This window comes from Gluconacetobacter azotocaptans, assembly GCF_014174355.1.
In the GTDB taxonomy this organism is placed as follows: Bacteria; Pseudomonadota; Alphaproteobacteria; order Acetobacterales; family Acetobacteraceae; genus Gluconacetobacter; species Gluconacetobacter azotocaptans.
Map to the genome: position 1 here is coordinate 93,066 of NZ_JABEQF010000009.1, position 22,159 is coordinate 115,224.

At 66.2% G+C, this 22,159-nt stretch carries 14 protein-coding genes; 10 read left to right on the top strand and 4 right to left on the bottom strand.

What is annotated here, in order from left to right; genetic code table 11:
• Positions 1-4 precede the first annotated feature (4 nt).
• Entirely contained in the window at positions 5-1,387 is a 1,383-nt protein-coding gene (locus HLH34_RS12760) for an ethanolamine ammonia-lyase subunit EutB (protein WP_183119966.1), read from the bottom strand.
• A gap of 387 nt (positions 1,388-1,774) precedes the next feature.
• On the opposite strand from HLH34_RS12760, the gene HLH34_RS12765 reads away from it, so the two are divergent.
• The 4 genes from HLH34_RS12765 (at position 1,775) to HLH34_RS12780 (ending at position 9,318) form a co-directional block, all read left to right on the top strand.
• Positions 1,775-4,195: a TonB-dependent receptor gene (locus HLH34_RS12765; RefSeq protein WP_183119967.1), complete on the top strand. Its 2,421-nt coding sequence runs from the start codon at positions 1,775-1,777 to the stop codon at positions 4,193-4,195.
• Between the two features lie 167 nt (positions 4,196-4,362).
• On the top strand, positions 4,363-6,423 hold the full coding sequence (locus HLH34_RS12770; protein WP_183119968.1) for a phosphocholine-specific phospholipase C: 2,061 nt from the start codon (positions 4,363-4,365) through the stop codon (positions 6,421-6,423).
• 559 nt (positions 6,424-6,982) lie between these two features.
• Entirely contained in the window at positions 6,983-8,659 is a 1,677-nt protein-coding gene (locus tag HLH34_RS12775) for a TonB-dependent receptor (protein ID WP_244959927.1), read from the top strand.
• Entirely contained in the window at positions 8,581-9,318 is a 738-nt protein-coding gene (locus tag HLH34_RS12780; RefSeq protein ID WP_183119970.1) for a TonB-dependent receptor domain-containing protein, read from the top strand. Before HLH34_RS12775 ends, HLH34_RS12780 begins: the two co-directional genes overlap by 79 nt.
• 218 nt (positions 9,319-9,536) lie before the next feature.
• Here the strand turns inward: HLH34_RS12780 and choV are convergent, their stop codons facing one another.
• From choV to HLH34_RS12795, 3 genes are read right to left on the bottom strand one after another with little or no spacing between them, the layout of a single operon-like run.
• On the bottom strand, positions 9,537-10,742 hold the full coding sequence (gene choV / locus HLH34_RS12785; RefSeq protein ID WP_183119971.1) for a choline ABC transporter ATP-binding protein: 1,206 nt from the start codon (positions 10,740-10,742) through the stop codon (positions 9,537-9,539).
• Entirely contained in the window at positions 10,739-11,590 is an 852-nt protein-coding gene (gene choW, locus HLH34_RS12790; protein WP_183119972.1) for a choline ABC transporter permease subunit, read from the bottom strand. The genes choV and choW overlap by 4 nt, the downstream gene beginning before the upstream one ends.
• 35 nt (positions 11,591-11,625) lie before the next feature.
• Positions 11,626-12,585 (bottom strand): glycine betaine ABC transporter substrate-binding protein, encoded by a 960-nt coding sequence (locus HLH34_RS12795; RefSeq protein ID WP_183119973.1) that lies wholly within the window; start codon positions 12,583-12,585, stop codon positions 11,626-11,628.
• Positions 12,586-12,841: 256 nt separating this feature from the next.
• Here HLH34_RS12795 and betB point away from each other — a divergent pair, with 256 nt between their 5' ends.
• The 6 genes from betB to HLH34_RS12825 all read left to right on the top strand — a co-directional run bounded on the left by betB (position 12,842) and on the right by HLH34_RS12825 (position 22,141).
• Positions 12,842-14,938, top strand: coding sequence for a betaine-aldehyde dehydrogenase (betB, locus tag HLH34_RS12800; protein WP_240161399.1), 2,097 nt, complete (start codon positions 12,842-12,844; stop codon positions 14,936-14,938).
• Positions 14,939-15,102: 164 nt separating this feature from the next.
• Positions 15,103-16,758, top strand: a complete 1,656-nt coding sequence (betA, locus tag HLH34_RS12805) for a choline dehydrogenase (protein ID WP_220792164.1) — start codon at positions 15,103-15,105, stop codon at positions 16,756-16,758.
• 285 nt (positions 16,759-17,043) lie between these two features.
• A complete protein-coding gene (locus HLH34_RS12810; RefSeq protein ID WP_183119974.1) occupies positions 17,044-18,297 on the top strand; it encodes a sarcosine oxidase subunit beta family protein in 1,254 nt (417 codons plus the stop codon).
• A 10-nt stretch (positions 18,298-18,307) separates the two neighbouring features.
• On the top strand, positions 18,308-18,613 hold the full coding sequence (locus tag HLH34_RS12815; protein WP_183119975.1) for a sarcosine oxidase subunit delta: 306 nt from the start codon (positions 18,308-18,310) through the stop codon (positions 18,611-18,613).
• Complete coding sequence (locus HLH34_RS12820; protein WP_183119976.1) at positions 18,610-21,615, top strand: sarcosine oxidase subunit alpha family protein; 3,006 nt, start codon at positions 18,610-18,612, stop codon at positions 21,613-21,615. The genes HLH34_RS12815 and HLH34_RS12820 overlap by 4 nt, the downstream gene beginning before the upstream one ends.
• Positions 21,608-22,141: a sarcosine oxidase subunit gamma gene (locus HLH34_RS12825; RefSeq protein WP_183119977.1), complete on the top strand. Its 534-nt coding sequence runs from the start codon at positions 21,608-21,610 to the stop codon at positions 22,139-22,141. The genes HLH34_RS12820 and HLH34_RS12825 overlap by 8 nt, the downstream gene beginning before the upstream one ends.
• Positions 22,142-22,159: the final 18 nt, after the last annotated feature.

Sequence of the window (22,159 nt, forward strand, 5' to 3'; positions counted from 1 at the left end):
GACGTCAGCCCTCGGGGGCGATGATGCGGCCCAGGGCCTGCGGCGCGTTCAGGCGCAGCCGCCCGCGCGTGTCCAGCAATTCCATGCCTTCCAGCCACGCTTCGAATTCCGGCGCGGCGCGGACGCCGAAGCTGGAGCGCAGGGTCAGCATGTCGTGGTAGGACAGGCTCTGGTAGCTGAGCATCACGTCGTCGCCGCCGGGCACGGCGATCAGGAAATTCACCCCGGCCACCGTCAGCAGCATCATCAGGTTGTCCATGTCGTCCTGATCGGCCTCGGCATGGTTGGTGTAGCAGACGTCGCATCCCATCGGCAGGCCCATCAGCTTGCCGCAGAAATGGTCCTCCAGCCCCGCGCGGATGATCTGCTTGCCGTCATACAGATATTCCGGCCCGATGAAGCCGACCACGGTGTTGACCAGAAAGGGTGAAAAGGCCCGCGCCACGGCATAGGCGCGGACTTCGGCCGTCTGCTGGTCCATGCCGTGATGGGCGTTGGCCGACAGGGCCGCGCCCTGTCCGGTCTCGAAATACATCACGTCCTGGCCGACCGTGCCGCGATTCAGCGACAGGGCGGCATCCCGGGCCTCGGCCAGCAGCGCCAGCGACACGCCGAAGCCGGTATTGGCGGCCTCGGTCCCCGCGATGGACTGGAACACCAGGTCGACCGGTGCGCCGCGTTCGATCATCGCGATGGAATTGGTGACGTGCGTCAGCACGCAGCTTTGCGTGGGAATGGCGTAGCGGGTGCGCACGGCCTCCAGCATGTCCAGCAGGACGATGCCGTTGGCGATGTTGTCGGTGGCCGGGTTGATCCCGATCACCGCATCGCCGACCCCCAGCAGCAACCCGTCCAGAAGCGAGGCCGCGATGCCCCTTGGGTCGTCGGTGGGGTGGTTGGGCTGCAGGCGGGTGCCCAGCCGCCCCGGCAGGCCCTGCGTGTTGCGAAAGGCGGTGCGGACCCGGATCTTGCGTGCCGCCGCGATCAGGTCCTGGTTGCGCATCAGCTTGCTGACGGCCGCCACCATTTCCGGCGTCAGCCCCGGCGACAGGGCGGCGATCGCCTCTGCGTCGGCCGGGTGCGACAGCAGCCAGTCGCGGAACTGCCCCACTGTCATATGCGCCACCGGGGCGAAGGCCGCGGCGTCGTGCGTATCGACGATCAGGCGCGTGACCTCGTCGGTTTCGTAGGGGACCGGCAGATCCTCCAGGAACGCCGCCAGCGGGACGTCGGCCAGGGCATGGCGCGCGGCGATGCGCTCGACCGGGTCGGCGGCCGCGACGCCGGCCAGTTCGTCACCGGACCGCTGGGGCGACGCACGGGCCAGGACCTGTCGCAGGTCGGCAAACCGGTAGAGTTCCCCGTCCAGGGTCGCACGATATGTCACGATCCAGCTTGTCCCTCAGGCCCTGGGCGCGGGGCCTGACCCGGCGCATGGCGGGCATGATGGCAAATGCATGTGGCGGCCCGTCAAGTCGTTTCGAACGTGTGGCCCGGATTTTTCGAACGGGTCACACGATGCCAGGGGAATTTCCTGAAGGCGACACCGGTGATGTCGCGTTATGAATACTTAAATTAAAGCTTCCAGAATCGTAACGGATACCGGTATATCGGGGTGGTATACGACGCGACTCGCCCTCTTGACTTGGAAAGACAGAAACCGTTTCGACCTGTCATAAAATCATCACGAGACCCAACGCCATGGCGCTCATATAGCGGTGTCGGCAACCTGCCGTTCGATCAAAGGGCAGGAACGGCTAAGGAACTGCGCGATATGAACAAGACGATATCCCTATGCCTGACGACGTGCCTGAGCGCCCTGCTGGTTCATCAGGCTGCTGCCGCCACGACGACAAGGAAGCAGCACAAGTCCGGTCGCGCGGTGCAGGCGCAGGCTGCCTCCGACGCGAAAGGCCCCAGCGTCGCGGCCGTCGCCCCTGCCGCCCCCGTCCGGATGGCCCGCCCGCCCGCCGCCCTTCCCCCGCGTTCGTCCGAGGCGATCGTGGTGTTCGGCGCCGGCGCGTCCCGCGAGACCCAGACCGTCTCGCGCACGGCCATCAGCCAGTATGTCCCGGGCACGAGTCCCTTCAAGGCGCTTTCCAAGCTGCCGGGCGTGATGTTCACGACGTCGGACCCGCTCGGTTCCTATGAATGGTCGCAGCAGATCATCATCCGTGGCTTCGACCAGAGCCGTCTCGGCTTCACGATGGACGGGGTTCCGCTGGGCAACCTGGCGTACGGCAACGACAACGGTCTTTCGATCGGTCGCGCGCTTCAGACCGAGAATAACGGCGCGGCCACGCTGACGCAGGGGGCCGGATCGGTCGGCGTCTCCGCGTCCAACGATCTGGGCGGCGCGCTGGAATTCACCTCGATCAACCCGACGAACAGGTTCGGCGTGGACGTCGCGGGGACGGTCGGCTCCGCCGCCACATGGCGCACCTTCATGCGCGTCAATTCCGGCCTGCTGCCCACCGGCGGCAAGTTCTATGTGTCCTACGATTATCAGGACGCCAACAAATGGAAGGGCGACGGCCAGCAGCGTCAGCAGCAGGCCAATGCGAAATTCGTCCAGCCCCTGGGCGAGAACGTGAAGCTGACCCTGTATGGCGACTGGTCGATGCGTCAGGAGAACGATTATCAGGATCTCTCGCTCGCGACGATTCAGAAATACGGCTATAACGTCGACAATATTACGGGAAATTACGCGCTGGCCAAGCAGATCGGCTCGGCTTATCAGAATGGCACGCCTTATCCCGCCGGCATCGGCTCGACCAATTACGACAGCCCGCCCGATTTCGTCTATTACAACGCGGCCGGGCTGCGCCAGGATGCGCTGGGCTACGGCAAGCTCGATTTCCGCCTCTCGGACCGGCTGAAGGGCTTCGCCACGGTTTACGGCCATACCAACAGCGGCGAAGGTGTGTGGGTGACGCCCTATGTGCCCACGCCCACGGCACTGGGCGGTTCGCCGCTTTCTACCCGGACCACCGAGTACGGCATCCATCGCGAAGGGTTCATCGGCAGCCTGTCCTACCAGGCCGGGCATCACACCATCGAAGGCGGCTTCTGGTTCGAGAACAACGATTTCGAACAGGCGCGCCGGTACTACCCGCTGTCGATCGACGGCACGCCGGACAGCCTGCATTGGTACAAGGACAACTCATTCTATACCCAGTGGCAGGCAGCCTTCAACACGAAGACCTATCAGGTCCATCTGCAGGATACGTGGCGGGTTACGAAGGCCCTGAAGCTGAATTACGGCTTCAAGTCGCTGATCGTGGACAATACCGCCACCCAGATCGGCTCCAACCTGATGGGCGTGCAGGGGCCGGACGGCTATCCGTCCGGTTCCATCCAGTCGTCCAACGGGTTCCTGCCCCAGGTCGGCCTGAATTACCGGGTGAACCGCCACAACGAGATCTTCGCCGATTTCGCCCGCAACATGGCGGCCTTCGACAATTCGCAGACCGGCGCCACAAGCCCCTTCGCGACCACCATCGCTGGCTATAATACCATCAAGGACAAGATCAGGCCGGAGATGTCCTATACCGAGGAACTCGGCTATCGCTATCACGACAACAATATCCAGGCATCGCTCACCGGCTATTATGTCGAATTCGAAAACCGTCTGCTGTCCATTACGCAGGGGACGGGTATCCAGGGCAATGCCTCGGCCCTGGCCAATGTCGGCGGCGTGACGGCCCGTGGTGTCGACGCGGCCTTCAATTACCAGTTCGCGCCGCACTGGTCGATCTACGCCTCGTATGCGTTCAACGATTCCTATTACAACGACAACGTCAATTCCGGTGGTACGATCTACAATATCAAGGGCAAGAACGTCGTGGCCATGCCACGCAACCTGGCCAACGTGCAGCTGGGCTACGATGACGGCACGATCTGGGGCAATGTGCTGATGCAGTTCCAAGACCGGCGCACCTATACGTACACCAATGACGCGTGGGTTCCGGCGAACGACGTGTTCAACCTCAATATCGGCTACCGCTTCCACAGCCAGAACATCGTGCTGCGCGGAGTGGACGCGCAGATCAACGTCAGCAACCTGTTCGACAAACGCTATGTCGCGACCGTGGGCAGCAACGGCTTCCAGTTCAGCGACCCGGACCGCACCTTCGCCACCCTCCAGGCCGGTTCGCCGCGCATGGTGTTTTTTACCTTGCGCAAGCATTTCTAAGGGGAAGGAAGGTCGGGCGCTGCCCGAATCCGGCAAGGGCCTCGGCCTTTGCATCCCATTCGTTTTATGAAGCCCTGGGTTTCCAAAGGTCTTGGCCCTTTGGCGGGTAAAGGGCGACGCCCTGCATGCAGCATGCCGCTACATCAACGGACAGGATGATCCCGGACATGGCGCTTCCCTCCGACCAGGGCCGACGGCAGTTCCTGAAATTCAGTGCCGCCGCGGCGGCAGTGGCCTCGGGCCTGGTTCCGGACAATGTCCGCCGCGCGCTGGCGATTCCGCCGCGACGGATGACCGGCACGCTGCATGATGTCGAACATGTCGTCATCCTGATGCAGGAAAACCGGTCGTTCGACCATTATTTCGGGACCTTGCGCGGGGTGCGCGGCTACGGCGATCCGCGGGCGGTGACCCTGCCGGACGGGTCGTCGGCCTTCCGTCAGCCGAGGGACGGCGGCGGGGCGGTCCTGCCGTTCCGCTTCAATACCGAAAAGACCAGCGCCGAATGCCTGCCCAGCCTGAACCATGACTGGAAGGGGTCGCAGGCCGACTGGAACAATTGGGATGTCTGGATCCGTCACAAGACAGACATGACGATGGGATATTTCACCCGTCAGGACATTCCCTATTATTACGCGCTGGCCGACGCCTTCACCATCTGCGACGCCTATCATGCGTCGATCTTCGGCCCGACCAACCCGAACCGGCTGTTCCTGTTCTCGGGCACCAGTGGCCTTGCCGTGGGTCATGACGGCAAGCAGGTCATCGAGAACGTCGACGACGGCAACTGGTCGGCCGACATGGCGCATGACCGCAAGGATTTCGCCCCCTTCCGCTGGACGACCTATGCCGATCGCCTGACGGAACATGGGGTGTCGTGGAAGATCTATCAGGAATACGACAATTTCGGCGACAACCCGCTGGCCTCGTTCGCGCAGTTCCGCAACCTCGACCGCGCGTCGCACCGCTTTGCCAACGCCCGGGCCATCGTCCCGGGTTCCACCGCCGAGAACAAGGACAATTCCGAAGGCCGCTTCCTGATCGAGGCGTTCGAACGCGACGTGGCGTCGGGGCGCCTGCCGCAGGTCTCGTGGATCGTGCCGCCGACCGCGCTGTCGGAACATCCGAACGCCCCACCGGGATATGGCGAATTCCTGATCTCGCGCATGATGGATGTGCTGGTGCGGCATCCGGATGTGTGGGCCAGGACGGTCTTCATCCTCAATTACGATGAAAATGACGGGTTCTTCGACCATGTTCCGGCCCCGGTGCCGGCGCTGGACCCCTCGCAGGGGGAAAGCACGGTCCCGGTGACGGGCGAGAGCTTCCACGGCGTGCCGGTAGGGCTGGGGCCGCGGGTGCCGATGATCGTGGTGTCGCCCTGGACCAAAGGCGGCTGGGTCAATTCGGAACTGTTCGATCATACCTCCGTCCTGCGGTTCCTGGAACGGCGGTTTGGCGTGTCCGAACCCAACATCACCCCCTGGCGGCGGGCGGTGGCGGGGGACCTGACCTCGATCTTCGATTTCGCCCAGACCGACCGGTCGTGGCCCGGCCCCTTGCCGGATACCGACGCCTATCCGGCGGCCACGCGGGGGTCCTGCATGCTGCCCGACAGGCCCGTCGTGCCGGCCGACCAGGCGATGCCCGCGCAGGAACCCGGTCAGCGCCCGGCCCGGCCGCTGCCCTACGACCTGACCGCGACGGCTGAGCCGGGGCCGGGTTCGATCAGTCTGACCTTCGCCAGCGCCGGCGCTGCGGGCGCCGTCTTCAGCCTGTATGACGGGGATGCCGCCGGGCCGCGTCATTATACCGTGGGCGCCCGAAGTCGACTGACGACGCATGTGGTCGCGGGCGACGCACCGTTGCGCATTCAGGGGCCGAACGGCTTCCTGCGGGAATTCCGGATGGCGGGGGCGGCGACGCTGCCCGTGGTGGCCGAACGCTATGAGCCGGCACGGGATTGCATCGTCCTGACCGTCCGCAATCCCGACGTGGCACCGATGGATGTGCGGATTGCCGCCGCCGACGGCGCGGCGGGGCAGCAGTACACCATTCCGGCGGGCGGGCAGATCGACAGCGTGTGGCCGATCGCCGCAACCGACCATTGGTACGACCTGTCCGTCCATCTGGACGGGCGAGCGCAGCCGGTGGCGCGGCTGGCCGGACATATGGAAACCGGGCGGCCCAGCCGCAGCGATCCGATGATCGGACGCGCGGGCGTCTGATCATCCCGGCCGGCGTTTCGGCCGGTACGGGCGAGGGGTAGGGAGAGGTGGCGGCCTTCGCGCCGTCGCCATGCGGGCGGCCCCGTGCGGAAATGCGCCTGTCCGTGATCGTGAATGGGGTGCTGCGCTGAATCGTCAGCCGGCGGAGGGGGCATCCGGCCGTTTCCGTCGCCTTCCGGCGTGCGCGCGGATGCCTGCCCGTGCCACGGCGGAATCGAGCATGGACCGGCCCGTCCGAAAACCAGATGACCGTTCAATGACCGTTCTTCGGGGTGCCGCGCGCGAAAATCGGCATTGAAAGGCCGGTCAAGTCGTCTTGGTTCAAAATTACGACGAAAAAATAATATTAATTTCGGATACGCAAGAAAAAGATAACCCCATGCGGCCGACGTTCGGGTCGCTGGCGGATCGACTTTGAATGACCATGCAACGTCGGGTTCCGGCGTCCGGCCGGGCAGGCTGGCGGCGGCGGGATGGCGGCATGGCCCGGACAGGTTCACCCCGCCCGAATTCCGGATGGTTGCCGGATAATCGACTGCACGGAAGGATCGCGACGGTGATGATACGCCCCTGTCTTCTGACAGTATTGATGGCCGGTTCGGCCTTGTCGGCCCTGTCGGCCGCGGCCTGGGGGCGGCCGGTCGTCCCGCCGTCACATGGCGGGCGGCATCCCGCCCATGTCGCAGCCCGCCCGGCGGCGCCCTATCGCGCGTCGTCCGACGAGGCGATCGCGGTGATGGGGACGCATGCGGTGTCCCACGGCGCGGTCCAGGCCATGTCGCGTGGCGTGATGGAGCAGTTCGTCCAGGGCACCAGCCCGATGAAGATGCTGTCGCGCCTGCCCGGCATCAATTTCGTCTCCAACGATCCCCTGGGCGTCGATACGTGGGGGTCCAGCCTGTACATGCGCGGCTTCATGCAGCAGCAGCTGGGCGTGACCCTGGACGGCGTGCCGCTGGGCGCGCAGGACTATTACACCTACAATGGACAGAGCATCAATTTCGCGATCCTGTCGGACAATATCGACCATATGGACATCTCGCAGGGCGGCGGAGCGGTCGATGTGCCTGCCACCACCAACCTGGGCGGTGCGATCCAGATCTATTCCGCCGACCCCTCCGACCGGATGGGGGGCAAGGTCGCGCAGATGTTCGGCAGCAACAAGGCATTCCGGACCTATGTGCGCTTCGACAGCGGCAAGCTGAACCGGTCGGGTACCAAATTCACCGTGTCGTACGCGCGGTCCGACGGGCAGAAATGGAAAGGGGCGGGCAGCCAGTTCGACCAGCAGGTCAATGCCAAGATCGTCCAGCCCCTGGCGGCGGAAAGCCGGATCACCGCGTTCTTCAACTGGAACGACGCGACGCAGTTCAACTATGCCGACCAGTCGCTGGACATGCTGCGCACGCTGGGGCACCGCAACGATTATTACTATCCCGACTATACGCGCGCCTATCTGGCGGCCAAGGGTCAGTTCAGCGGTGAAATCGCCAATTATCCCGACGCGCTGGATGTCTCGTACTATGACGGGGTGACGCATGCCTCGGATTATCTCGGCGGGCTGAATCTACATCTGACCCTGACCGATCGGCTGGAATGGAATTCGGTCGTCTATGGCCAGGCGGAAAACCACTGGGGCACCTGGACCAGTCCCTATACTCCGTCGCCCAATGGCGCGCCCCTGTCCGAACAGCTGATCGTCGCCGGCAACCAGCGTTTCGGCCTGACCTCGGCGCTGCGCTACAGCCTGGGGCATCACACGATCGAGGGCGGCGTGTGGTACGAGAACAATCGCTATGACATCGACGAATTCCAGTACGCCGAACCGCTGCTGGGCCAGGGCGTACCCGTCAGCGGCGTGCTGGGCAATTTCGGGACGCCGTTCCAGCATAACTGGGGCATGGGCTACAGCACCAACACCTTCCAGTTCCATCTGCAGGATTCCTATCGCGTGCTGCCGAACCTGACCCTGCGGGCCGGCTTCAAATCCCTGCTGGTGACGACGGCGGGCGGCGAGACCGCGAACGATGCCGCCTATAACGGGCAGGATAACCTGCCGAACGGCAGCCTGACCACCGCCAACGGATTCCTGCCGCATTTCAACGCCGAATGGCGTTTCCTGCCGAATCACGAACTCTATTTCGATATTCCAAGAACATGCGGGCCTACAGCTATGGCGGGTATCAGCTGGGCTCGGCCTGGGGCGTGTCGAACCAGGCGACGTTCGACCAGTTGAAGAAGACGATCAAGCCGGAAAGCGACTGGGTCTATGACGTGGGCTACCGCTACACGACGCCGCTGATCGTGGGCTCGCTCAATCTCTATCACGCCGATTTCTCGAACCGGCTGCAATCGCTGACGGCGGGCACGATCATCCAGCCGGTCTCGACCGTGGTGAATGTCGGCGGCGTCAGCATGTATGGCGTCGACGCTGCCCTGACCGTCAACCCCATCCGCAACCTGTCGATTTCGAACAGCGTCAGCTACAACCATTCGACCTATGGAAACGACATCGTCAGCCAGGGCACGACCTATGCCCTGAAGGGCAAGAAGGTCATCGACTATCCGCAGTTCATGTACAAGGCCAACCTGACCTATCGCTTCCATGGGGCGGAAGCGCATTTCGATGCGAATTACAGCTCCAAGCGCTATTTCAGCTACGTCAACGATATGTCGGTGGCCGGATACTGGATGACCAGCATGGGTGCGCGGTACCGCTTCGGCAATTACGGGGTTCTGCGGAACCTGACGGTCGATTTCAATGTCTATAACCTGTTCAACACCAGCTACATCTCGCAGATCGGCGAAAACGGCTTTCCCCTGACGGGCGATTTCCAGTCGGCCCTCGCAGGGCCGCCGCGCCAGTATTTCGGCACCATCAGCGCTGAGTTCTGAGGCACTCGGTTATTTGGGGAAAGGAAAGTCGGGCTCCGCCCGAGCCCGGCAAGGGCCTCGACCCTTGCATCCTGTTCGTTTCATGAAGCCCATCTGTTTATTCATGATCGGGGTCCAGGGCCTCAGGCCCTGGTGGGTTCGGGCAAAGCCCGACCTCCCGTGCGCTAAGCCAAAGAAGAAGCGTTACCTTCGCGCATATCGGGCAATGCCCTTGCCTTTCAGGGCACGGCGGCGCGGGGTATGCCGATCATCGCGCCGATCATGTCGGTGTCGTCGCACAGCCCGGCCAGCGTATCCCCGTTTTCGATCAGCACCGGCATGCCGCTGCGCTGGCGCAGTATGGCGATCGTCTGCAACGAGCACGCGACAGGCGCGCGATAGATCGTGCCCGGCTGGATCGGCGCGGTGGCCGCATCGTCGGCCGTCATGCGTTCGACCGGAACCGGGGTGCCGTCGCGCCGGGTCACCTGCTGTGTCGCGGGGTTCAGGCCGTAAGTTCCGGCCGCATCCAGCGCCACGCGCCCGTCGTCGAGGCGGGCGACGTGCTCCAGCCGCTGCATGACGGTACCGGCGTTCAGCACCGGCAGCGGGTTCATGTGCCGCACGAAGGCGCCGACATAGTCGTTGACGGGGCGGATGACGATATCGTCGGGGCGGCCGGTCTGCACGATCCGGCCCTCGCGCATGATCGTGATCTGGTTGCCGATTTTCAGCGCCTCGTCGATATCGTGGCTGACGAACAGGATGGTTTTCTTCAGCCGCCGTTGCAGGTCCAGCAGCTCGTCCTGCAACTTGCGGCGGATCAGCGGATCGAGCGCCGAGAACGGTTCGTCCATCAGCAGGATGTCGGCGTCGGTGGCGAAGGCGCGTGCCAGGCCGACGCGCTGCTGCATGCCGCCCGACAGTTCGCTGACATGCGCGTCCGCCCAGCGCGTCAGCCCCACCAGTTCCAGCTTTTCGTCCACGACCGTGCGCCGGATGGCGGGCGCCATGCCGCGCAGTTCCAGGCCGAAGCCCACATTGTCGCGCACCGTGCGCCAGGGCAGCAGGCCGAATTGCTGGAACACCATGGCGATACGGGTCTTGCGCAGGTCACGCAGGGTCTCGGCGTCGCAACTGGCGATGTCGACATGGGCCAGCCCATTGCCGATCCGCACCTCGCCGCGCGCGACCTTGTTCAGGCCGTTGGCCGCGCGGAGCAGGGTGGATTTGCCCGACCCCGACAGGCCCATCAGCACGCTGATCTCGCCGCGTTCGATATCCAGGCTGGCGTCGGCGACGCCGACCGTCACCCCCAGTTCGCGGGCGATGTCCTCGCGCGTGCCGCCGCCATCCAGCCGGCGCAACGCCTCGGCCAGCGGGCCGGGGGCGTTGGTGCGGTGGAACAGGATGTCGACATGGTGGAAGGCAAGCGCCGTTGTCATCGCGAAGAGCCTTTCGGCCGGCACAGCCGGTCCAGCATGATGGCCAGCAGGACGATGGCGAAGCCGGATTCGAAACCGGTATCGACCTGCACCGTGTTCAGGGCGCGCACCACCGGCACGCCCAGGCCACCGGCGCCGACCAGGGCGGCGATCACCACCATCGACAGGCTGAGCATGATGCACTGCGTCAGCCCCGCCTGGATCATCGGCAGGGCCGCCGGCAATTCCACCTTCCACAGCAGTTGCGACGGCGTGGCGCCGAAGGATTCGCCGGCCTCGATCAGCCCGCGCGGGACCGACGCGATGCCCATCTGCGTCATGCGGATAGGGGCGGGAATGGCGAAGACGATGGTGGAGATCATGCCCGGCACGGTGCCCAGCCCGAACAGGATCAGGGTCGGGATCAGATAGACGAAGGTCGGCAGCGTCTGCATCAGGTCCAGCACCGGGTGCAGAGCCCGGCCCAGCCACGGGCGATGGGCGGCGGCGATGCCCACCGGCACGCCGATCAGCATGCATGCCAGGGTCGAGAACAGGATCAGCGACAGGGTCGCCATCGTGTCCTGCCAGTAACCCTGGTTGATGATGAACAGCAGCCCCAGCGCGATCAGCGCCGCCAGGCCGATCGAACGCCGCCACCCGTAGGCGCCGGCCGCGCACAGCGCCACCAGCAGCAGCGCCGGCACGTCCAGCAGCAGATTGGTCAGCCCGTCGGCGCAGAACCCCACGACATCGCTGATGGCGTTGAAGACGCCCAGGCAATGCGTGCGGATCAGTTCCACCACCCCTGCCATGACCATGCCGACGGGGATCTTGTGGGCTGTAATCCAGTGTTCGAGACCGTCCATGTCTGTCTTTTCGCTATCTGTGGGCGCTTCGCGACCTATGGACGCTGCGCGGTCTGGGGCACGGAGAGGGCGGACAGGACGGCCGGCAGCCCGGGGCGGCCGTCCAGGGTGGTCACGCCGTCCAACCAGGGGCCCAGCACCTCGGGGTGGTCGTGCAGCCAGCGGCGGGCCTCGTCCCGGGGGTGTGTGTGTTCGTCCTGGATGGCCTTCATCATCACGTTCTCGCCGGCGATGGAAAAGCGGATCTGGCGCAGCAGGCGCGTGGCGTTGGGGCAGGCGGCGTCGTACCCCGTCCGGATCACGGTATGCACGCTGGCCCCGGCGTCGGGGCCGAAGATCTCATCCCCGCCGGTCAGGTAGCGCAGGTGGAAGCGCATGTTCATCGGATGCGGCTCCCACGCCAGGAAAACGATGGGCCGGTGGCTTTCGATCGACCGGGAGACCTGGCTCAGCATGCCCTGCTCGCTGCTTTCGACCAGGCGGAACCGGCCCAGCCCGAACCGGTCGTCGCGGATCATGTCCAGCACCAGCGCATTGCCGTCGTTGCCGGCCTCCAGCCCGTAGATGACGTGGCCCAGCTTCGATCCCCAGCCCGCGATATCGCGGAAATCATGCAATCCGGCCTGCCAGACCTCCTCGGGTACCGCCAGGGTGTAGTGCGCGCCCGACAGGTTGGTCGCGATCTGCCGCACGGTGCCGTTCTTCAGGAACGGGGCGATGGCGGCGGCGCCCGACGGTTCCCAGTTGCTCAGGAAGCCGTCCACCTGCCCGGTACTCATGGTCAGGTAGGCGACGGTCAGGGCCAGCATCGGCGTGCGCGTCTGGTAGCCCAGCGCGTCGAACAGGGTTGCGCCGACCGCGGTCACCGCGGCCGCATCCGTCCACCCGACATCGGCCAGGCGCACGGTCCGGCAGGCGGCGGGGTCCTGGGCGCGGGCGGCCGGGCAGGCGGCGCACAGCATCAGGGCGGACAGAAGGACGATCGCACGGCGCATCGCGGGCAGCATATCCTTTCGACAGGGAAACGGGAAATCATTGTGGAAGGCGATTGAATGGTTATGCAAGAAAGAGGGTGGATGACGTTTCGACGGCAAGGCTACACCGAAGGAAACGGACCTGCCAACCGGAGTTTTTTCCTTTAAAATTCATGATTTTGTCGGAATAAGACAAGAAAATGGGGCAGTTTTGCGCTTTCATACAAGGCTGGATTTGTCATTGAACAATCGTTCAAGAATGTGCAGGATATCCGGCATGTCTTCGTCCAGCATTCCCTCCGTCTCCCGCCCCGATGACGAACGCTGCCGGCGTTTCGCCGCCATGACCATCGAAGTTCTGGCCGACTGCGGCTATGTCGGCACCACGCTGGCCCGGATTGCCGAGCGGGCGGAGGTCTCGCCCGGCCTGCTGGTCCATTATTTCGGGGACAAGGAATCCCTGATGGGCGCGGCCTTCCGCCAGTTGTCGGACGCGTTGCGCCAGGAAATCGTGCGTCGCTTCGCCGAGGCCCGCGGCCCGCGCGCCCGCCTGCAGGCGGTCATCGACGGCTGCCTGGGCGCGCGTCAGTTCCAGCCCCGGGTGGGGGCGGTCTGGCTGGCCTTCTGGGGGCAGGTGCCGCACAACCCGACCCTGCGCCGGGTGCAGCGCGTCTATCAGGGGCGCATGCTGTCCAACCTGCGCTATGACCTGGCCTGCCTGGTACCGGAGCCCGAGGCCCGGTCCCTGGCTTCGGCCATCGCGGCGCTGATCGACGGGACGTGGCTGCGCGCCGCCCTGTCCGGCTGGCAGGAGGCCGACAGCGCCGCCGCGCGCAGCCAGGTCACCGCCTTCCTCGACAGCCAGGTGGAACGGTTCCGGCAGCAGGCCCCGGCGGCGCCGGCCATCGTCTCGGGCGCCCGCGCGACCTGCCGAAGCTGGATCGACGGGCGCTACGTGTCCTCGGACGGCGCGCGGTTCGAGACCGTGAACCCCGCCACCGGCGACATCCTGGCCGAGGTCGAAAGTGCGGGCGAGGCCGAAATCGTGCTGGCGATCGACAGCGCCGCGCGCGGGCAGAAGGTCTGGGCGCGCATGACGGGGACCGAACGCGGGCGCATCCTGCGCCGGGCGGCGGACCTGCTGCGGCGCGACAACGACATGCTCGCCCGGCTGGAAACGCTGGATACCGGCAAGCCAATCGCCGAAACGGCAGCGGTGGACATCCTGTCGGGCGCCGATGCGCTGGAATATTTCGGCTCGCTGGCTGTCGCCATCAATGGCGAGGCCATGGATCTGGGCGAGGCCGCGTTCGGCTACACCCGCCGCGAACCGCTGGGCATCACCGCCGGCATCGGGGCCTGGAATTACCCGATCCAGATCGCGTGCTGGAAGTCCGCCCCGGCGCTGGCCTGCGGCAATGCGATGATCTTCAAGCCCGCCGAACTGACGCCCCTGACGGCGGTGAAGCTGGCCGAGATCTACCGCGAGGCCGGGGTGCCGGACGGCGTGTTCAACGTGGTGCAGGGCGCGCGCGACACCGGCCGGCTGCTGACGGCGGCGCCGCAGATCCGCAAGATTTCCCTGACCGGCGAAATCGGGACCGGCCGTGCGGTGATGGCCGACGCGGCGCGGACCCTGAAATACGTAACGCTGGAACTGGGCGGCAAATCGCCTCTGATCATCTTCGACGATGCCGACCTGGACAATGCGGTGTCGGCGGCGCTGCTGGCCAATTTCTATTCGGGCGGCGAAATCTGTTCCAACGGCACGCGCGTGTTCGTGCAGGCGGGTATCCGCGACCGTTTCCTGGCGGCCCTGGCCGAACGGGTGGGCCGGATGACGATCGGCGACCCGCTGTCGCCCGACACCCATGTCGGCGCCCTGATCAGCCGGGCGCATATGGACAAGGTGCTGTCCTATATCGAACTGGGGCGGCAGGAGGGCGCGCGGGTGCTGGTCGGTGGCCATCGCGTGACCGAGGGCGCCCTGGCGCGGGGCGCGTTCGTGGCCCCCACCGTTTTCGTCGATTGCCACGACGACATGCGCATCGTGCGCGAGGAAATCTTCGGACCCGTCATGGCGGTGCTGGGGTTCGAGACCGAGGACGAGGTTGTGGCCCGGGCCAACGCTACCGAATTCGGCCTGGCCGCCGGCGTGTTCACCCGCGACCTGCCCCGCGCGCATCGCGTGGTGGCGGCGCTGGAGGCCGGGTCGTGCTGGATCAACCAGTACAACATCACGCCGATCGAAATGCCGTTCGGCGGCTACAAGCAATCCGGCCTGGGGCGCGAGAACAGCCGCGCCGCGCTGGAACATTACACCCAGATCAAGAGTGTCTACGTGGCGCTGGGCGATGTCGAGTCGCCTTATTGATTGCATCAGGCCGGGCTTTGCCCGAACCCACCAGGGCCTGAGGCCCTGGACCCTGATCATGGATAAAACGAATGGGTTTCCAAAGGGCGCTGTCCTTTGGCGGGTTTCAGGGCAGAGCCCTGAAGCGTGCCGCCAAAGTGTCATTCATCACGCGGAATGGTATCATGAACGAATTCGACTACATCGTCGTCGGTGCCGGTTCGGCCGGATGCGTGCTGGCCAACCGATTGACGGAATCGGGTGCGGACAGCGTGCTGCTGCTGGAATTCGGCGGCAGCGACAAATCGATCATCGTGCAGATGCCCAGCGCCCTGGCGATGCCGATGCACAGCAAACGCTTCAACTGGTTCTATGACAGCGAACCCGAGCCCCATCTGGGCGGGCGGCGCATGCACACGCCGCGCGGCAAGGGGCTGGGCGGGTCGTCCTCGATCAACGGCATGGTCTATGTCCGGGGCAACGCCCTCGATTTCCAGCAGTGGGAGGACGACGGGGCGACCGGCTGGGGCTATCGCCACGTGCTGCCCTATTTCCGCCGTGCCGAATCCTGCGCCGAGGGCGAGGACCTGTACCGCGGGCGCAGCGGGCCGCTGCACACCCAGTATGGCACCGTCGAAAACCCGCTGCATCACGCCTGGCTGACGGCAGGGCAGCAGGCGGGCTACCCGATGACGTCGGACTATAACGGCTTCCAGCAGGACGGCTTCGACAAGATGAGCATGACCGTGAAGAACGGTCGCCGCTGGAGCACCGCGAACGCCTACCTGCGTCCTGCCTTGCAGCGTCGGAACCTGGAACTGCACACGCATGCCCGGGTGACCCGCATCCTCTTCGAGGGCCGGCGCGCCGTGGGGGTGGCCTATCGCCGCCATGGGGTAGAGCATGTGGCCCGCGCCCGGCGCGAAGTGATTCTCTCCGGCGGGCCGATCAATTCGCCGCAGCTTCTGAAACTGTCGGGAATCGGGCCGGCGGCCGAACTGCGCGACCACGGGATTGCGGTGCTGGCCGATCGCCCCGGCGTGGGCGAGAATTTGCAGGACCATCTGGAGTTTTACTTCCAGGTGGCGTGCAGCCAGCCGGTCACGCTCTATTCGGCGATGAGTCCCCTGGCCAAGGCGCGGATCGGCCTGCGCTGGCTGCTGCGCAAGGACGGGCTGGGGGCGACCAACCATTTCGAAAGCTGCGCCTTCATCCGCAGCCGCGCCGGCATCCGCTATCCCGACATCCAGTTCCATTTCCTGCCACTGGCCGTGACGTATGACGGCAAGGGGCTGGCATCCGGCCACGGCTATCAGGCGCATGTGGGGCCGATGCGCTCGAAAAGCCGGGGCTGGGTGCGGTTGCGCTCGGCCGACCCCGAGGACAAGCCCCGTATCTTCTTCAACTACATGAGCCATGTGGAAGACTGGGTGGACATGCGGGCCTGCGTCCGCCTGACGCGCGAGATCTTCTCTCAGGCCGCATTCGACCCGTTCCGCGGCCGCGAAATCCAGCCCGGTGCCGAGTGCGTGACCGACGCGCAGATCGACGCCTTCATCCGCGACAAAGTCGAAAGCGCGCTGCACCCATCGTGCACCTGCAAGATGGGCCGGGCGGACGACCCGATGGCCGTCGTCGACCCCGAAACGCGGGTAATCGGGGTCGAGGGGCTGCGCGTGGTCGATTCCTCGATCATGCCGCGCGTCACCAACGGCAATCTCAACGGCCCCACGGTGATGATGGGCGAAAAGGCGGCGGACCACATCATGGACCGCCCGCTGCTGCCGGCTTCCAACGCGCCGTCCTACGAAGATCCGCACTGGCAGGACCGCCAACGCTGAAACCCGGCCGGAAGACGCGGTTTGCCGGCGATCCGGCGCGCGGTCGGGCGTTGCCCCGAACCCACCAGGGCCTGAGGCCCTGGACCCCGATCATTAAACAGATTGGTTTCCAAAGGCCGATGGCCTTTGGCGGGTTCAGGGCAGCGCCCTGAGGCAAGTCGCATGACGTTTTTAGAAAAAAATGACATGTCGTTTTTATTCAAGCCGCGCGTCCGATCCATGCGAGCGGACAGGGGAGGGGCGGCGCATTGTCCCGGGACTGGTCTTGCAGCACGCGGGATGAACATGCAGAAATTTTCAGCGCTTTCGCTGGCACGGAAGGCACTGGGCGGTCATCTCGGCTGGACGCCGCAGTGGCGGTCGGTGGAACCGAAGCCGGCTTATGACATCGTGATCGTCGGCGGCGGTGGCCACGGCCTCGGCACCGCGTACTATCTGGCCAAACAGCACGGGCTGCGCAATATCGCGGTGATCGAACGCGGCTGGCTGGCCGGCGGCAATACCGCGCGGAACACGACGATCATCCGGTCGAACTACCTGTTCAACGAAAGTTCGTCCTATTACGAGCATTCCCTGAAATTATGGGAAACCCTCTCGCAGGAACTGAACTACAACGTCATGTTCAGCCAGCGCGGCTGCCTGATGGTGGCGCACACGGTCCATGACGTGCAGGTGTTCAAGCGCCATGTGCACGCCAACCGCCTGAACGGAATCGACAACGAATGGCTGTCGGCGGAGGAAGCGAAGGCATTCTGTCCGCCGCTGAATATTTCGCCGAACATCCGCTATCCGGTTCTGGGCGCGTCCTTGCAGCGCCGTGCCGGCACCGCGCGGCATGACGCCGTGGCGTGGGGCTTCGCCCGGGCAGCCAGCGACATGGGCGTCGATATCATCGAGAATTGCGAAGTCACCGGCATCCTGCGCGGGCCGGGCGGCGAGGTCCGGGGCGTGGAGACCACGCGCGGTACCATCCGTGCCGGCAAGGTCGGGGTATCGGCGGCGGGGCACAGTTCGGTGGTCCTTGGCATGGCGGGCGTCCGCCTGCCGCTGCAGAGCAACCCGTTGCAGGCCCTGGTGTCGGAACCGGTCAAGCCGGCCTTTCCCACCATCGTCATGTCCAACACCATCCACGCCTATATCAGCCAGTCCGACAAGGGCGAGATGGTGATCGGCGCAGGCACGGATTCCTACGTTTCGTACACCCAGCGCGGCGGGCTGCACATTCCCGCCCACACGCTGGAGGCGATCTGCGAACTGTTCCCGATGTTCCGCCGCCTGCGCATGCTGCGTTCGTGGGGCGGGATCACCGACAACACCCCCGACCGGTCGCCCATCACGGCAAAGACGCCGGTGCCGGGCCTGTACGTCAATTGCGGCTGGGGCACCGGCGGGTTCAAGGCCACGCCGGGGGCGGCGAACCTGTTCGCCTGGACCATCGCGAAGAACGAGCCGCATCCGATCAACGCGCCTTTCACCATCGAACGGTTCCGCGACGGGGTGATGATCGACGAGGCCGCCGCCGCGGCCGTCGCCCATTAAGGAGGGCATCATGCTTCTGATCCGTTGTCCCTATTGTGGCGAACGTTCGGAAATCGAGTTCGCGAACGGCGGCGAGGCCCATATCGCCCGTCCGGCCGACCCGATGAGCCAGACCGACGAGGAATGGGCCCAGTATCTGTACATGCGCGACAACCCCAAGGGGCTGATCGCCGAACGCTGGCGCCACGCCCATGGCTGCAACCGGTTTTTCAACGCCCTGCGCGACACCCGGACCGATCGTTTCGTCATGACCTATGAAATGGGCCGGCCCCGGCCCGAAATCGACGCCGCGACGCTGGCGGAGGCCGCACGATGAGCCAGGCCTTCCGCGTTCCCGGCCGCGGCCGGGTCGACTCCGCCCGGACCGTGACCTTCACCTTCGACGGCCGCCGCTTCCAGGGCCAGGCCGGCGACACGCTGGCGTCCGCCCTGCTGGCGAACGGCCATCACCTGATGGGCCGGTCGTTCAAATACCATCGCGCGCGCGGCGTGGTCTCGGCCGGGTCGGACGAGCCGAACGCCCTGGTCGCCGTCGGCAGCGGCCCCGCCCTGCAGACGCCCAACCTGCGCGCGACGCAGGTCGAGGTGTACGAGGGCCTGACGGCCGTCAGCCAGAACCGCTTCCCGTGCCTGCAGTTCGATCTCGGCGCGGTCAATACGCTGGCGGCGCCGCTGCTGCCGGCGGGGTTCTACTACAAGACGTTCATGTGGCCGCGCAGCTTCTGGGACCGGGTCTACGAACCCGTCATCCGCCGCGCCGCCGGCCTGGGCGTGGCCCCGACCGCGCCCGATCCGGACCATTACGCCTTCCAGTACGCCCATTGCGACGTGCTGGTGGCCGGCGCCGGCCCGGCGGGTCTGGCAGCGGCGCTGGCGGCCGGCCGGTCGGGCGCGCAGGTGATCCTGGCCGATGAAACCGCCGAAGTCGGCGGATCGCTGCTGTCCGACCGCACGTCGCGGATCGACGGCCGCCCGGCCGCGCTGTGGGTCGCCGACATCCTGGCCGAACTGGCGGCCCTGCCGAACGTGCGGGTGCTGACGCGCTGCACCGCGTTCAACTACGGGCCGCACAACATGGTGGCGCTGAACCAGCGCCTGACCGAACATCTGGCCGACCCGGCGCCGGACATGCCGCGCGAACGCCTGTGGCAGGTCCGCGCCAAGGAGGTCGTACTGGCCGCGGGCGCGCTGGAACGCCCGCTGGTGTTCGAGGGCAACGACCGCCCCGGCGTGATGCTGGCCAGCGCCGCGCAGACTTATCTGAATCGCTACGGCGTAGCCTGCGGCAAGCGGGCGGTGATCGTGACGGCGGACGATTCCGCCTATCGCGTGGCGCTGGACCTGCACGCGGCCGGGGTGACGGTGGCGGCCATCGCCGACCTGCGCCCGGCCCCGGATTCGGCGCTGATGCGCGCGGCCCAGGGGGCGGGGCTGACGGTCCTGCCCGGCACCACCATCCAGCGCGCGCATGGCAGCACCCGCGTCCACAGCGTGGAACTGGCGCGCCTGCTGCCGGATGGATCGGTGGGCAAGGGGCAGCACTGGCGGGCCGACCTGGTGCTGATGTCCGGCGGGTACACGCCCAGCGTGCATCTGTTCTCGCAATCGCGGGGCAAGCTGGCGTTCGACGAGAGGCTGGGCGTCTACATCCCCGGCGAATCGGCCGAGCGCGAGCGTTCGGCAGGCGCCTGCCGGGGTGTGTATGCCCTGGCCGACGTACTGGCCGACGGTGCGGCCGCCGGGGTCGCGGCTGCCGGAGCCGCGGGCTTCGCGGCCGACGCCCCCTCATGGGCGGTCGATGCGGCGGATGCGCCGGGGCGCGGCGGCTATGCCGGCGCCCTGCCGCGTCGCGGCAAGGGCCTGCTGGCCATGGCCTTCGTCGATTTCCAGAACGACGTGACGGCCAAGGACGTCAAGCTGGCGGTGCGTGAGGGCTTCCGCTCGATCGAGCATATCAAGCGCTACACCACCACCGGCATGGCGACCGACCAGGGCAAGATGTCCAATGTCAACGCGCTGGGGATTGCGGCCGACGCGCTGGGCCGCCCGGTGGAAAAGGTGGGGCTGACCACCTTCCGCCCGCCCTTTACCCCGGTCACGTTCGGCGCCTTCGCCAGCCATGCGCGCGGCGACCTGTTCGACCCGGACCGCCGGACCCCGATCGACCCCTGGGCGCGCGCGCAGGGCGCGGTGTTCGAGGACGTCAGCCTGTGGCGGCGCGCGCGCTATTTCCCGCGCGGCAGCGAGGACATGGAGGCCGCCGTCCGGCGCGAATGCCTGGCGGTGCGGGGCGGCGTGGGCATCTTCGACGCCTCGACCCTGGGCAAGATCGAGGTCGTCGGCCCCGACGCCGCGACCTTCATGAACCGCATGTACGTCAATGCCTGGACCAAGCTGGGCGTCGGCAAGTGCCGCTATGGCCTGATGTGCCGGGAAAACGGCTTCGTCTACGATGACGGCGTGGTCGGCCGGATCGCCCAGGACCGCTTCCATGTCACCACCACGACCGGCGGCGCGCCTGGCGTGCTGGCGATGATGGAGGACTATCTGCAGACCGAATGGCCGGACCTGGATGTCTGGCTGACCTCGACGACCGAGGAATGGGCGGTGATCGCCCTGCAGGGCCCTTCGGCGCGCGCGGTGCTGGCGCCGCTGGTCGACGGGCTGGACATCTCGGCCGAGGCCCTGCCGCACATGAGCCTGGTCGAGGGCACCATCGGCGGCGTGCCGATGCGGCTGTTCCGCGTCAGCTTCACCGGCGAACTGGGCTTCGAGATCAACGTGCCCGCCCGCCAGGGCCGCGCGGTGTGGGAGGCGATCTGGGACGCCGGGCAGGCGGCGGGGATCACCCCCTACGGCACCGAGACCATGCATGTGCTGCGGGCCGAGAAGGGCTACATCATCGTCGGCCAGGAAACCGACGGCACCGCGACGCCCGACGACGCGGGCTGCGGCTGGGCGGTCAGCAAGGTGAAGGCCGATTTCGTGGGCAAGCGCTCGCTGGTGCTGCCCGCGATGCAGGCCCCGGACCGCAGGCAGCTTGTCGGCCTGCTGACCGAGGCGCCGTGGGAGGTGCTGGAAGAAGGCGCACAACTGGTCGCCCGTCCCGACGAGGCGATCCCGATGCACGTGCTGGGCCATGTGACCTCGTCCTATTTCAGCGCCACCCTGGGGCGTTCGATCGCGCTGGCGATGGTGTCCGGCGGCCGCGCACGGGTGGGCGAGACGCTGCACGTGCCCATGGAGGGCCGCACCATCGCGGTGACGGTGACCAAACCGGTGTTCTACGATGTCGAAGGGGCACGTCTGAATGTCTGACACCATGCAGGTTTCCCGCAACGGGTTCACCCTGGTACCGGCCGCCGACCGGCGCCGTTTCGTGTTGCAGGCCCGGCCCGGAACCCTGGACGCCGCGGTCCGCGCGCTGGGGCTGGCGGAGACGCCCGCCATGCTGGCGGCCGCCACCGGCGGGGCGGTGACGGCCCTGCGTCTGGGGCCGCAGGAGTTCCTGCTGCTGCTGGACCCGGCGGGGGCGGAAGACAGCCTGTCGGCGCTGCGGGCGGGGCTGGAGGGCGTGGCGCACAGCCTGGTGGAGGTCAGCGACCGGCAGGTGGGGCTGGACCTGTCCGGCGCGCTGGTCGAGCCGGCGCTGGCGTCCCTGACGTCGATCGACGTCGCGGGGCCAGCCTTTCCGGTCGGCATGGCCACCCGGACCCTGCTGGGCAAGGCCGACGGGGTTCTGTGGCGCACCGGTCCGGACCGGTTCCGGCTGGAAATCTGGCGGTCGTTCGCGCCCTATATGTCCGGCCTCCTGAACGAGGCGGCGCGCGACGCCGTATTCTGACGGCAGGGCGGCCGGGCC

Excerpts from the sequence above, each read along its gene's own strand:
- HLH34_RS12765 (WP_183119967.1), top strand. The coding sequence starts at position 1,775 with ATGAACAAGACGATATCCCTATGCCTGACGACGTGCCTGAGCGCCCTG.
- HLH34_RS12770 (WP_183119968.1), top strand. The coding sequence starts at position 4,363 with ATGGCGCTTCCCTCCGACCAGGGCCGACGGCAGTTCCTGAAATTCAGT.
- HLH34_RS12775 (WP_244959927.1), top strand. The coding sequence starts at position 6,983 with ATGATACGCCCCTGTCTTCTGACAGTATTGATGGCCGGTTCGGCCTTG.
- HLH34_RS12780 (WP_183119970.1), top strand. The coding sequence starts at position 8,581 with ATGCGGGCCTACAGCTATGGCGGGTATCAGCTGGGCTCGGCCTGGGGC.
- choV (WP_183119971.1), bottom strand. The coding sequence starts at position 10,742 with ATGACAACGGCGCTTGCCTTCCACCATGTCGACATCCTGTTCCACCGC.
- choW (WP_183119972.1), bottom strand. The coding sequence starts at position 11,590 with ATGGACGGTCTCGAACACTGGATTACAGCCCACAAGATCCCCGTCGGC.
- HLH34_RS12795 (WP_183119973.1), bottom strand. The coding sequence starts at position 12,585 with ATGCGCCGTGCGATCGTCCTTCTGTCCGCCCTGATGCTGTGCGCCGCC.
- betB (WP_240161399.1), top strand. The coding sequence starts at position 12,842 with ATGTCTTCGTCCAGCATTCCCTCCGTCTCCCGCCCCGATGACGAACGC.
- betA (WP_220792164.1), top strand. The coding sequence starts at position 15,103 with ATGAACGAATTCGACTACATCGTCGTCGGTGCCGGTTCGGCCGGATGC.
- HLH34_RS12810 (WP_183119974.1), top strand. The coding sequence starts at position 17,044 with ATGCAGAAATTTTCAGCGCTTTCGCTGGCACGGAAGGCACTGGGCGGT.
- HLH34_RS12815 (WP_183119975.1), top strand. The coding sequence starts at position 18,308 with ATGCTTCTGATCCGTTGTCCCTATTGTGGCGAACGTTCGGAAATCGAG.
- HLH34_RS12820 (WP_183119976.1), top strand. The coding sequence starts at position 18,610 with ATGAGCCAGGCCTTCCGCGTTCCCGGCCGCGGCCGGGTCGACTCCGCC.
- HLH34_RS12825 (WP_183119977.1), top strand. The coding sequence starts at position 21,608 with ATGTCTGACACCATGCAGGTTTCCCGCAACGGGTTCACCCTGGTACCG.